The organism is Pseudoalteromonas aurantia (assembly GCF_005886875.1).
GTDB classification, from domain to species: domain Bacteria; phylum Pseudomonadota; class Gammaproteobacteria; order Enterobacterales; family Alteromonadaceae; genus Pseudoalteromonas; species Pseudoalteromonas aurantia_A.
Map to the genome: position 1 here is coordinate 36,625 of NZ_PNBY01000034.1, position 12,385 is coordinate 49,009.

A 12,385-nucleotide genomic window follows, 5' to 3' on the forward strand; every position below is an offset into this window, starting at 1 on the left:
TACTAGCATTCATGTAAATCACGACTATAAATAGAATGAGTGAGATAACACAAAAGGAATAAACTTATGGCCCTACAGCGTATTTTAGCCGTCGATGATGAACCATTTAATTTAGAAATTATTGAAGAAATCCTTGAAGACCTCAATTTTGATTTGCTTCTCGCAAGCAGTGGGCCTGAATGCTTAGATATGATTGAGTCATTTGACCCACAAGTGATTCTACTCGATGTCAGTATGCCGAAAATGAATGGTTACGACGTATGTCGTGCGATAAAGGCAAACCCAGAAACACATCATATTGTAGTGATGTTTGTGTCAGCAAGGGGGTCTGTTGAAGAGCGTATGGAAGGTTATTCTGTTGGGGCTGAAGACTATATTGTAAAGCCATTTGGCCAAGGAGAACTAAAGACAAAGTTATTGAACTTAAGTCAAATGTTGCTAGATAAAGATATTCTTGAACAGCAAGTAGAAGAAGCGACATCGACCGCATTTGATGCAATGGCTACCAGCAGTGAAATGGGCCAAATAGTTAACTATATAGAACAGATTTCACTTTTGGACGATATTCCTACGCTGGCTAATGCTATGACGAAATGCTTGTCTAGCTTTGGCTTGAACAGCAATGTTGAAATTCGAATTGATGAGCAGCGTCATCATTTTGCCACCACAGGGTTATGTTCGCCCATTGTCATTGAGTTATTCGATATTTTAAAATCTAAGGGGCGGTTACATGAATTTACGAACCGAGTGTTAGTAAATTATGATTTGGTCAGCGTACTGATTTTAAATATGCCTAAGGATGAGAGCAAGCATGGTCGAATTCGAGACCATATATGTTTTTTGGTGAGCGTAACAGAGCAACAATTGACCGCAATTTTAACTCGTCATGAATTGGCAGCTCAGCGTCAAAGTTTAGATAAAGCTCAAGCGATGGTAAATGGAAAATTTACAAGTTTGATGGGTATGTTAGAGACGAATCGCAAGCAAAGTGAAACGGTGTTTCGCGCATTGCAAGAGCGTTTTGAAACGCGGATCCCGAGCATGGGTTTAGATGAAGATCAAGAAGTTTTCATATTCAGTAATGTGGATGAGGCAATCCAAAACTCAATTGCAAGAGAAGAAGCCATCGACATGATTAAAAGTGCTTTTAAAGAAATTGAAGGTGATTTGGCACTGTTGTCTGAACATGAAAAAGGTTAGGCGTCTCGTGGTAGGCCCTTTTCAATGATTCTAATGAGTCGGGCCTTTTTTCGTTCTGTGTTTATTTGTTTATCATGCTGTTGTGTGAGTGCCCATTCTACATGTTCTTTAACCAAAGGGGATGCACAATTAAGTCGAGCCTTTAACGCCTCAATGATGAGAGGATCATAATGTGCGTTGCCTAATCCAACGGCTATATTACGCAACCAACGTTCATGACCTATGCGACGTATAGGGCTGCCTTCGGTATTTTTTAAAAAAGTACTTTCATCCCACGCAAATAATGTTATTAAATCTTGATCTTTAATTTGTTGACGAGGATGAAAATCTAGCTCGTCGGTTAATTGCCCGAAGCGATTCCACGGGCACACCAGTTGGCAATCATCACATCCATAAATACGGTTTCCGAGTAATGGACGGTACTGCTCAGGAATAGCACCTTGTAGTTCGATGGTTAAATATGAAATGCATTTTCTGGCGTCGACCACATAGGGTTCGACGATTGCACCAGTGGGGCATAAGGTAATGCAGGCATTACATTTGCCACATCCTTCAATTTCATTGGGCGCATCTATGGGTAAGGGGATGCTGACAAATAACTCGCCTAGAAAAAACCATGAGCCAGCTTGCTTATGAATTAATAAGCTATTTTTACCACGCCAGCCTAGCCCCGCTTTCTCAGCCAATTGGCGTTCAAGTACAGGCGCAGAGTCAACAAAGGGTCGATATCCAAGTTGTTCGACCTCTTGTTCTATTTTTAGGCCTAGTTTTTTGAGCCTGTTACGCAATACCTTGTGGTAATCGCGGCCAAGCGCATAGCGGCTGATGTAGGCTGTATGTTTATTACCTAATGCTCTGGCAAAGCTGGCATCAGGAGGTAGGTAGTTCATTTTGACTGAAATAACGCGTTGTGTGCCTGGCACTAACTCCGCTGGACGTGCTCTTTTCATGCCATGAGCTGCCATATAATCCATTTCGCCGTGATAACCTTTGTCTAACCAACGCTGCAGTTGTGCTTCATGTTCACTGAGATCTATATCGGTGATCCCGACTTCAGCGAAACCAAGTTCGCGGCCCCATTGCTTAATTTTTATTGCGAGTTCAGTATAGTCAATATGAGTGATAGTCACGGGAAATCGATCTTGGCAGTTAAATACACGGCTAATTTACCACAGTTTGCCTACACGGCCCAGCAAGTGAGGGATAATGAAGCAAGCGCAGCCCAGCTTGCTGGTCTTAATTTATCGCAATTAATGATATGCGCAGCTGACGCGCTCTTTGATTTATTCGATCATGAGTTAGTAAATGCAGAGCATATTTTAATTCTAGCGGGTAAGGGAAATAATGCAGGAGATGCATATTTGTTGGCTGAGTTATTGCACCGAGCTGGACGTAAGGTGACCATAGTTGCCGTTTTTTCACCGAGCTTGCTGGCGGACGATGCCCTGCGGGCGTATCAACGAGTTTATGCTGCGGGCTTAAACGTATTAAGTGAGTTACCAAAACAGCACTCATTTGATGTGATTGTTGAGGGGGTTTTCGGGATCGGTTTTTCTGGAGAGTTAAGCGGATCATTAAAAAATATTTTTGCATATTGTAATAAAAATACTGCACTGCGACTCAGTATTGATGTGCCAAGTGGCATTGAGGCATCAACTGGGAGCGTAGCTGACGGTGCATTTTTAGCTGATATTACTCTGACTTTTATTGCCTTAAAGCAAGGTATGCTAACAGGCAGTGCTAAACACGTTTGTGGCAAGTTGTTATTTGCGCCTTTGGGCGTTGCAGAGGCTTTTTCAAAAATAGTGAACTCAGCAGTGTCTTACGTGTCTCACTCTGCGTTTATGGCAATGCGTTTACGCAGGGCGCACGATTGTTATAAAAACCAATGCGGTCACGTTTTATTGGTTGGCGGCAATAAAGGGATGGCAGGGGCGATCCGGTTAGCGAGTGAAGCATGTTTACGCTCTGGCGCAGGTTTAGTGAGTGTACTAACACATACCGATAATGTCGCAATGGTTCAACAAGGGCGATATGAGCTTATGGTACATGGTGTTGAAACAGTTGAGAGCAGTTGTAAATATATTGGCGCCTTGTTTGCTAAAGCCGATGTATTGGTGATTGGCCCGGGGTTAGGTCAAGATAGTTGGGCGAAAGCGCTGTTTGATAAAAGCTTTAACTTTGATGGTATTGTGGTTTGTGATGCTGATGCATTGAATTTGTTAGCTTTATCTTCACTACGCTATAAACAGGCGGTTATGACACCGCATATGGGAGAAGCTCGTCGTTTGCTGACGAAAAGTAATACTGTGGATATGTCGAATAGGTTTGATGTTGCAGCACATTTACAACGGGACTATGACACCACTGTGGTGGTAAAAGGGCCGGGGAGTTTAGTTTGCCAGCAAACTCGAATGAATATTAACCGTTCAGGTAGTTCAGCAATGGCCAGTGCTGGGATGGGAGATGTATTATCTGGTATCATTGCCAGTTTAATTGCACAGGGCATGGAGAAATTTGCCGCGACCAGTTTGGCTGTGTATATTCATGGTCTGGCAGCTGAAAGGGCTGCTGTCGAAGGTGAAAAAGGATTGCTTGCCGGGGATTTATTTAATCATATTAGAGATTTATTGGGGTAAACATGAGTGATGTTTTTTGCCTACACTTAACTGATGAAGCGGCAACTGTAGAGATGGGCCGACGCTTGTCTAATGCTGTGAAAGCAGGCGCGGTGTTGTTTTTAAATGGGGATTTAGGCGCTGGCAAAACCACATTAAGCAGAGGCATTGTGCAAGGGTTAGGGCATAATGGCAAAGTAAAAAGCCCCACTTATACCCTAGTGGAGCCATATGAATTAGATGATGTGTCAATTTATCATTTTGATTTATATCGTTTGGGTGATCCCGAAGAGCTTGAATATATGGGGATCAGGGATTATTTTGCAGAACAGGCTATTTGTATTGTTGAATGGCCTGAGAAAGGGGTGGGTTTTATTCCCACGCCAGATCTTAGTATTGAAATGGCGTATGAGGATCAGCAGCGCTGTATTACTATCACCGCAAAGAGTGCGCGTGGAGAAAAAATTATCAGCAGTTTAGGGTAATATGAGATTATTCAAATATCATACGGTCTTGCTTTGCACTGTATTATTGTGCCTATTTATCAGTACAAAGGTGCTGGCAAAAAACAATATGGAAGGTGTACGTGTATGGCCTTCACCTGAAAGCACGCGTGTGGTTTTTGATATGTCGTCGAAGCCAGACTTTAGCTACTTTATGCTGAAAAACCCTTTGCGGTTGGTTATTGATTTACAAAATACACAGCAAGCTAAATATTTACCCAGTGTGCCCAAAAAGCATAATTTGATCAGTAAATTGAGATACAGTAAACCTAAAAAGAAAAATAGTACGCGGGTTGTATTTGAATTAACTGGGGCGATAAAGCCAGTGGTATTTGCCCTAGCACCAACTGGGCCTTACAAAAACCGCTTAGTCGTTGATTTATATTCTAGAAAGCAAAAATCATTTTCAGTTGATAAAAGTACAGCTAAAAAACGGACACGCACTGCAGACAGAGATATTATTATTGCAATTGATGCAGGGCACGGTGGAGAAGACCCTGGTTCAATCGGGCCTGCAGGTACGTATGAAAAGAATATCACTCTACAGATAGCGAAGCGAGTCGCACGCCTGGTTGATAAAGAACCTGGAATGAAAGCGCGTTTAATTCGTACTGGAGACTACTATTTAAAGCTTAATACGCGCACGGCACATGCACGAAAAAAACGCGCTGACTTTTTTGTTTCTATACATGCAGATGCATTTTCAAGTCCAGGCCCAAACGGTACTTCAGTGTGGGTTTTATCACTGCGTCGAGCTAACTCTGAAATAGGTAAGTGGTTAGAAGATAAGGAAAAACACTCACAGTTGTTGGGGGGGGCGGCCGATTTAATTAAAGACACTGCCAATGAAAAGTATTTAGCGAAAGCATTGTTAGATATGTCGATGGATCACTCTATGAAAACGGCATTTCAAGTCGCTGATGAGGTCGTTAAAGAGCTTAAAAGTGTGTCTAAGTTACATAAAAAGCGACCTCAAGCTGCAAACTTTGGGGTGTTAAAATCTCCAGACATACCTTCGATATTGGTTGAAACTGGCTTTATCTCTAATCCAAAAGAAGAACGAAAGTTGAATACTGCGCAACATCAGCAGCGACTGGCACAGGCGATTTTTTACTCCATCAGAAATTATTATAAGCGCAATCCACCGGATGACTCTTTATTCGCCAGTTTAAAAAATACTAAAACACTGAGACATAAAGTGAAAAGTGGTGAGTCGCTGAGTGTACTTGCAAGCCGTTACGGTACGACCATTTCAGCACTAAAAAAGCATAACCAGTTAAAGAAGAATACCCTTTACATTGGCCAAATTCTTATGATCCCAAAAGCCTAGCATATGAGCATTGAAATATTACCTGCACGTCTCGCTAACCAGATAGCCGCTGGTGAGGTGGTTGAGCGCCCAGCCTCGGTTGTCAAAGAGCTGGTAGAAAATAGTATTGATGCAGGTGCAACAAAGATCCACATTGATATAGAGCGCGGTGGGCATAAGCTAATTCGTATTCGTGATAACGGCAAAGGGATAGCAAAAGACGAACTCACTTTGGCGTTATCTCGACATGCAACGAGTAAGTTAAAGAGCTTGGATGATTTGGAATGTATTTCATCATTGGGGTTTAGGGGGGAAGCATTGGCCTCAATTAGCTCTGTGTCTCGGTTAACATTAAGTTCAAAGCCTGCAATACAAGAAACAGCATGGCAAGCTTTTGCTGAAGGGCGAGATATGGCGGTTCAGGTGCAGCCGACAGCACATCCTGATGGCACGACGATTGAAGTGAAAGATCTGTTTTTTAATACGCCAGCACGTCGCAAGTTTTTACGAACAGAGAAAACGGAGTTCAGTCATATTGATGAGCTATTAAAGCGTATTGCACTGAGTCGCTTTGATATTGCATTAACTTTGACGCACAATAAAAAAGTAGTGCGTCAATATCGAGCCCGCGAGTCCACACATGGTGTAAAGCGGGTTGCGCAGGTTGCCGGAAAAGAATTTGAGCAGTTTGCTGCATTTATAGAGTCAGGGACTGATGGCCTAAAGCTCTATGGCTGGGTGTTGCCGATTGGCAATACCAATAGCATACAATATAGCTATGTTAATGGGCGAATGATGCGAGACAAGTTAGTTTTGCATGCGATTCGACAAGCTTTTGAAGAAGCTGCAGGAGAACAGGCTTTACCGGGCTTTGTGGTGTACGTTGAGATAGACCCGCGTCAGGTTGACGTGAATGTGCATCCAGCCAAACATGAGGTCCGTTTTCACCAAGCGCGGTTAGTGCATGATTTTATTGTGCAAGCTATTAAGCAAGTTGTATTACCCGCGGATCTGATCACGCCTATAGAAGGGGAATTAGATGTATCGGGTGATGAGGCACGTGCTATGCAAATGCACCAACAACAAGATGAACAACATCAAACGTACCGCAGCTCGCTCCAAACTATTAATGAAACGAATACCGACTATACGGCTCTTGTTGGCAGTTATGATCCAAAAGAGAGTAACACAAGGGAGCAGGGCTCTGCAGGTGGTTATAATGCCAATAGTCGCCTAGGGACCACAGAAAACAGCGGTGGATCGGGTTTTAGTACTCACTCTACGCAGCCGCACAATTCTCGTAAATATAATGCAAATCAGATTTATCAGGGGTTGTCTCATCAGCAAGCCAGCCATTTTGATAATGTTGTTGAGGTGGCAGAGCCTACGGTCAACTCAGTTCAGCAAGTTTCTTGGTTGAGTATTCCTAATGGTGCTGTGTTAATTAAGCGTGATGGTGATATATATATTTCACACTTTGAATATGCTCTAACCACTTACTGGCAAAAAGTTATAGAGCAGGATGCTGCTTTACTGGGTAAAGCATTGCTATTGCCTGTTAGAGTTAATCTAGAGAAAGCAGACTTAACACTGTTACATGACCAAAGTTCGTGGTTAACTTTATTGGGCTTTGAAATTTCATTGTTTGAGCAATATGCAATGATAAAAAAAATGCCTATGAGCTTGTACAGTATTGATGTCGCAAAATTTATGACAGCTCTGTTGGCGGGGTGCAGTATAAATCCGGATTCATTAGAACATTGGCTAAAGTGGCTCAATAGCCATACACCTAAACGTTATTTTGCATCGGAGCATTTTGCAAAAATTCAGCCAGCAGTAGAAAAAAATACCGAATGTTTGGCGCGCATTCAGGAAAAAGCAGTTAAAATAGAAAACAGTATATTTTTGAAGTTATTACAGCAAGAGTCTGAGAGTGAATAATTTACCCGTTATAACCTTAATGGGCCCCACTGCCGCTGGAAAAACGGCATTGGCCATTGAGTTATGCCAACATTTAGATACACAAGTTATTAGCGTTGATTCTGCTTTGGTATATAAAGGCATGAACATAGGCACAGCTAAACCTGATGCAGAGGAGTTATCACTTGCGCCACATCATCTAATTGATATGTTAGATCCGCTTGAAACCTATTCGGTGGCTGATTTTCGTCGTGATGCGATTGAAAAAATTGAACAGTTACACCAACAAGGAAAAGTGCCCATTTTGGTGGGAGGAACGATGATGTATTTTAAAGGTTTAATTGAAGGGCTATCTCCTTTGCCGGAAGCTGATGCTACAATACGTCAAGAGTTAGAAGCACAAGCACAGCGAATCGGTTGGGCTGGTTTGCATGAGCAACTTGCAACGGTTGACCCTGATGCAGCAGCAAAAATCAGTGAAAATGATTCTCAGCGTATCAATCGAGCTCTTGAAGTATATCGTTTGACAGGTCAAACTATGACTGTTTTGCAGCAGCAAAAGCAGCCTCTTTTACCTTATCACTTCCACCAATTTGCTATTGCGCCCACAGATCGTAAAGTATTACACGATCGTATTGAAAAAAGATTTAATATAATGTTAGATCAGGGGTTTAAAAATGAAGTTTCGGCCTTATATCAGCGGGGAGACTTACATCCAGATTTACCGTCGATACGGTGTGTAGGGTATCGACAAATGTGGGAACATTTAGCGGGAAACTGCGATCATGACGAAATGGTATTCAAAGGGATTGCGGCAACCAGACAACTTGCGAAGCGTCAGCTTACTTGGTTAAGAAGCTGGCCGGATGTGAATTGGTTAGAGACTGATGATCAAGAAAACTTGCAACGCGTATTAACTTCGCTAAGCTAATAGTAGTTGTTAAATCAATCTGTTCCGATTTGATGACAGCGAAATTATAATAACACCTAGAACGAAGGAAAAGAAAATGGCAAAAGGCCAATCGTTACAAGACCCATTTTTGAATGTCTTACGTCGTGAGCGCATTCCTGTTTCAATTTTTTTAGTTAACGGCATTAAATTACAGGGTAAAATTCAATCGTTTGACCAGTTTGTAATTTTGCTTGAAAACACAGTAAACCAGATGGTTTATAAGCACGCTATTTCTACTGTTGTGCCTGCGCGCGCAGTAAATTTTCAAAGTGCGCAAGGCAATGACGTTGCTGAGCAAAGCGATGAAGGTAGCTATCAATAAAAACTAGGAGCGTAATGCTTGTTTGACCGTTATGAAGCCGGCGAACAGGCAGTTTTAGTCCATATCGAGTTTCCAAATGAAGGAGATCGTGAAGATCTTCATGAGCTGGAAATGTTGGTATCTTCTGCTGGTGTTAGTAGTTTGGCGGTTGTGCAAGGCAGCCGTCAATCACCGCATGCCAAGCTATTCGTCGGTACGGGTAAAGCAGAAGAAATAGCTGAAACTGTCAAAATCCACAATGCAGATGTCATCATATTTAATCACCAACTCAGCCCTTCGCAAGAGCGCAATTTAGAACGTATCTGCCAGTGTCGAGTATTAGATAGAACGACGTTGATTTTAGATATATTCGCCCAACGTGCAAGAACGCACGAAGGAAAGTTACAAGTTGAGCTTGCTCAACTGCGCCATGTGTCTACTCGATTGATCCGAGGTTGGACGCATTTAGAGCGCCAAAAAGGTGGTATTGGGTTACGAGGACCAGGTGAAACGCAGTTAGAAACTGACCGTCGTCTACTGCGAGAGCGTATAAAGAGTATTCGCAAACGGTTAGATAAGGTTGCACTTGTACGAGAGCAAGGGCGACGTGCGAGAGCTCGCAACGAGGTACCTACTGTATCGCTAGTTGGGTATACCAACGCTGGAAAGTCGACACTCTTTAACCATATTACTAATGCTGATGTGTATGCAGCAGATCAATTATTTGCAACACTTGATCCCACATTAAGAAAGTTGCATATAGACGATATTGGGCCTGTGATCTTAGCTGATACAGTAGGCTTTATTCGCCATTTACCTCATGATTTGGTGGCGGCTTTTAAAGCAACGTTAACAGAAACACGAGAAGCTGATTTACAAATTCATGTGATTGATACGGCGGATAGTAGAAGAAAAGAGAATATAGAAGAGGTACAATCGGTGTTAACTGAAATTGAGGCAGATGATATTCCTCAGTTATTAGTGTACAACAAAATCGATTTATTAGACGAAGTAAGACCTCGTATTGACCGTAACGACGAAGGAATGCCAATTCGTGTGTGGTTATCCGCACATAGCGGTGCGGGTGTTGAGCTACTCAGTGATGCTATTTCTGAATTACTGGCGAAAAAGATATTCTCAGAGAGTCTATGTATTCCGCCAAGTTTTGGACGTCTACGAGGGGCGTTGTTTAACCTGAGTGCAGTGCAGCAAGAAAGTTATGACGAGCAGGGTAATTGGCTAATTGACGTCAGAGTGCCTCATGTCGACTGGGAAAAGCTAAAGAAAGAACAAGGCTCAGAAATAGAAAGTTTTATTATAAAATAAAATTTTCACAATAAATTACAGTTTTTCGCGCATTTTTGTATGAGATGCGTTCTATATTTGTTAGATTTATCTTAATTCATTTTAATTACAATGGAGTATAGCTATGGCCTGGAATGAACCGGGTAATAATGGCAATGATAACGACCCATGGAAAAACAAAAACCGTGGTGGACGAGATCAAGGCCCACCTGATCTAGATGAAGTATTCCGTAAGTTCAGTAACAAGTTTGGCGGTTTGTTCGGCGGTAAATCCGGCGGCGGTGGCAATGGTGGCATCGGTGGTGCTGGTATTACATTTGTATTGCTTATCGCAGCTGTTGTTTGGGCTTTAAGTGGTATTTATACCGTTAAAGAAGCTGAGCGCGGCATCGTATTACAGTTCGGTAAATTTGACCGTATTGCTGAGCCAGGTTTACGTTGGAAAATGACGTTTATTGAGCGTGTCATTCCAATTAATATCGAAGCCGTTCGTTCGTTATCAGCATCAGGCTTTATGCTCACTGAAGATGAAAATGTGGTCAGCGTTGAATTTGAAGTGCAATACCGTGTTATGGATCCAACACTATACAAGTTTAGTGTGACGGATGCCGATCACAGTTTGCAGCAATCTCTTGATAGTGCTTTACGATATGTTGTGGGTCACTCACGCATGGACCAAGTACTAACAACAGGGCGTGAATTAGTTCGTCAGCGTACTTGGGATGAACTTAACAAAATTATCGAACCTTACAATTTAGGTATTTTGGTAACTGATGTGAACTTTAAAGATTCGCGTCCACCATCAGAAGTAAAAGATGCGTTTGATGATGCGATTGCAGCACAAGAAGATGAAGAGCGCTTCATCCGTGAAGCTGAAGCATATGCGCGTGAGATTGAGCCAAGTGCACGTGGTCGAGTTACACGAATGACTCAAGAAGCGGAAGGTTACCGAGAGCGTATTACATTAGAAGCTCAAGGTGAGGTTGCACGATTTGAGAAACTATTACCAGAATATTTTGCGGCGAAAGAAGTAACGCGTCAGCGTTTATATATAGATGCAATGGAAGAGGTATTAGGGCGCAGCACTAAGGTGTTAGTTGATGTTGAAGGCTCAAATAATATGATGTATTTACCGCTTGATAAAATCATGAATCAGTCTTCAGGTGGCACACCGATGACCTTACCTAACCAAAATGATATTAATCAGCTTCGTAAGACGCTAGGTCAATCACGTAATAGCACAGTGAATAGCAGTAATGATCGCTATACACAAGACAGATTTAACAGCGGGAGGTAATTGCAATGAAAAACTTTAGTGTTGTGCTACTACTAGCCGCAGTCGTGATGTCTTTTTCATCTGTGTTTGTTGTCACAGAAGGTCAACGTGCGATTGTTTTGCTATTTAGTAAAGTACAAAAAGATAGTAATGACGATGCTGTTGTATATGGACCCGGTTTACACTTAAAAATTCCATTTTTTAGCCAAGTTCGTCGCTTAGATGCACGTATTCAAACACTTGATGGTGCGCCTGATAGATTTGTAACCAGTGAAAAGAAAGATTTGATTGTTGACTCTTTCGTAAAATGGCGTGTTAATGATTTTAGTTCGTTTTATTTACGTGCACGTGGAGATAAGGCATATGCTGAAACACTCCTTAAGCAAAAAGTGAATAATGGACTGAGAACAAACTTTGGTTCGCGTACCATTCGTGAAATTGTATCAGGTGAACGAAGTGAGTTAATGGCTGAAGCGCTGGTACAAGCATCAGAAAGTGCGCAGGAGCTTGGTATTGAAGTATTAGATGTTCGTGTTAAGCAAATTAACTTACCTAATGAAGTGAGTAACTCAATTTATCAACGTATGCGCGCTGAGCGTACCGCTGTGGCGAAAGAGCACCGTTCTGAAGGTCAAGAGAAGGCTGAGACTATTCGCGCTGAAGTAGACCGCAGAGTGACGGTTATGTTGGCTGATGCTGAACGTAATGCGCGTGGTGTTCGAGGTGAAGGTGATGCAACAGCTGCAAAGATTTATGCAGATGCGTATAACAAAGATCCTGAGTTCTTTAGTTTTGTTCGTTCACTGGAAGCGTACAAAAACACTTTTAAAGACAAAAATGATGTAATGGTATTATCGCCTAAAAGCGATTTCTTCAATTACATGAAAGGCGCAAACGCACAGTAGTGGTTGTAGGCCTTTGTAAAAAAGCTCTGAGAATTCAGAGCTTTTTTTGTTTTTAATTCAATGGCTTTTGATAATAAAAAATTGAATGAGGAAAAA

At 42.0% G+C, this 12,385-nt stretch carries 11 protein-coding genes; 10 read left to right on the forward strand and 1 reads right to left on the reverse strand.

Annotated features, from left to right (window positions below; translation table 11 throughout):
- Positions 1-66 precede the first annotated feature (66 nt).
- Entirely contained in the window at positions 67-1,200 is a 1,134-nt protein-coding gene (locus CWC18_RS07535; protein ID WP_138589768.1) for a response regulator, read from the forward strand.
- Here CWC18_RS07535 and queG read toward each other — a convergent pair.
- Positions 1,197-2,330 (reverse strand): tRNA epoxyqueuosine(34) reductase QueG, encoded by a 1,134-nt coding sequence (queG, locus tag CWC18_RS07540; RefSeq protein WP_138675009.1) that lies wholly within the window; start codon positions 2,328-2,330, stop codon positions 1,197-1,199. The genes CWC18_RS07535 and queG overlap by 4 nt on opposite strands.
- 12 nt (positions 2,331-2,342) lie before the next feature.
- Between queG and CWC18_RS07545 the strand changes: the two genes are divergently transcribed.
- The 9 genes from CWC18_RS07545 to hflC all read left to right on the forward strand — a co-directional run bounded on the left by CWC18_RS07545 (position 2,343) and on the right by hflC (position 12,289).
- Positions 2,343-3,839, forward strand: a complete 1,497-nt coding sequence (locus tag CWC18_RS07545; RefSeq protein ID WP_138675010.1) for an NAD(P)H-hydrate dehydratase — start codon at positions 2,343-2,345, stop codon at positions 3,837-3,839.
- A 2-nt stretch (positions 3,840-3,841) separates the two neighbouring features.
- Positions 3,842-4,303, forward strand: coding sequence for a tRNA (adenosine(37)-N6)-threonylcarbamoyltransferase complex ATPase subunit type 1 TsaE (gene tsaE / locus CWC18_RS07550; RefSeq protein ID WP_138589765.1), 462 nt, complete (start codon positions 3,842-3,844; stop codon positions 4,301-4,303).
- Positions 4,304-4,391: 88 nt separating this feature from the next.
- A complete protein-coding gene (locus CWC18_RS07555; RefSeq protein WP_249348115.1) occupies positions 4,392-5,651 on the forward strand; it encodes an N-acetylmuramoyl-L-alanine amidase in 1,260 nt (419 codons plus the stop codon).
- Between the two features lie 3 nt (positions 5,652-5,654).
- Positions 5,655-7,571, forward strand: a complete 1,917-nt coding sequence (gene mutL / locus CWC18_RS07560) for a DNA mismatch repair endonuclease MutL (RefSeq protein ID WP_138589764.1) — start codon at positions 5,655-5,657, stop codon at positions 7,569-7,571.
- On the forward strand, positions 7,564-8,481 hold the full coding sequence (gene miaA, locus CWC18_RS07565; RefSeq protein WP_138675011.1) for a tRNA (adenosine(37)-N6)-dimethylallyltransferase MiaA: 918 nt from the start codon (positions 7,564-7,566) through the stop codon (positions 8,479-8,481). Before mutL ends, miaA begins: the two co-directional genes overlap by 8 nt.
- Before the next feature lie 76 nt (positions 8,482-8,557).
- A complete protein-coding gene (gene hfq / locus CWC18_RS07570) occupies positions 8,558-8,824 on the forward strand; it encodes an RNA chaperone Hfq (protein ID WP_010362794.1) in 267 nt (88 codons plus the stop codon).
- 18 nt (positions 8,825-8,842) lie between these two features.
- Positions 8,843-10,129 carry a ribosome rescue GTPase HflX gene (hflX, locus tag CWC18_RS07575; protein WP_138675012.1) on the forward strand — a complete coding sequence of 429 codons (1,287 nt, stop codon included), beginning with the start codon at positions 8,843-8,845 and terminating at the stop codon, positions 10,127-10,129.
- Between the two features lie 103 nt (positions 10,130-10,232).
- On the forward strand, positions 10,233-11,405 hold the full coding sequence (gene hflK, locus CWC18_RS07580; protein WP_138589761.1) for an FtsH protease activity modulator HflK: 1,173 nt from the start codon (positions 10,233-10,235) through the stop codon (positions 11,403-11,405).
- Positions 11,406-11,410: 5 nt separating this feature from the next.
- The gene (hflC, locus tag CWC18_RS07585; protein ID WP_010362797.1) at positions 11,411-12,289 is read left to right on the forward strand and encodes a protease modulator HflC; all 879 of its coding nucleotides are present in this window, start codon (positions 11,411-11,413) and stop codon (positions 12,287-12,289) included.
- Positions 12,290-12,385: the final 96 nt, after the last annotated feature.

Excerpts from the sequence above, each read along its gene's own strand:
- CWC18_RS07555 (WP_249348115.1), top strand. The coding sequence starts at position 4,392 with ATGGAAGGTGTACGTGTATGGCCTTCACCTGAAAGCACGCGTGTGGTT.
- mutL (WP_138589764.1), top strand. The coding sequence starts at position 5,655 with ATGAGCATTGAAATATTACCTGCACGTCTCGCTAACCAGATAGCCGCT.
- hfq (WP_010362794.1), top strand. The coding sequence starts at position 8,558 with ATGGCAAAAGGCCAATCGTTACAAGACCCATTTTTGAATGTCTTACGT.
- hflC (WP_010362797.1), top strand. The coding sequence starts at position 11,411 with ATGAAAAACTTTAGTGTTGTGCTACTACTAGCCGCAGTCGTGATGTCT.
- tsaE (WP_138589765.1), top strand. The coding sequence starts at position 3,842 with ATGAGTGATGTTTTTTGCCTACACTTAACTGATGAAGCGGCAACTGTA.
- hflK (WP_138589761.1), top strand. The coding sequence starts at position 10,233 with ATGGCCTGGAATGAACCGGGTAATAATGGCAATGATAACGACCCATGG.
- CWC18_RS07535 (WP_138589768.1), top strand. The coding sequence starts at position 67 with ATGGCCCTACAGCGTATTTTAGCCGTCGATGATGAACCATTTAATTTA.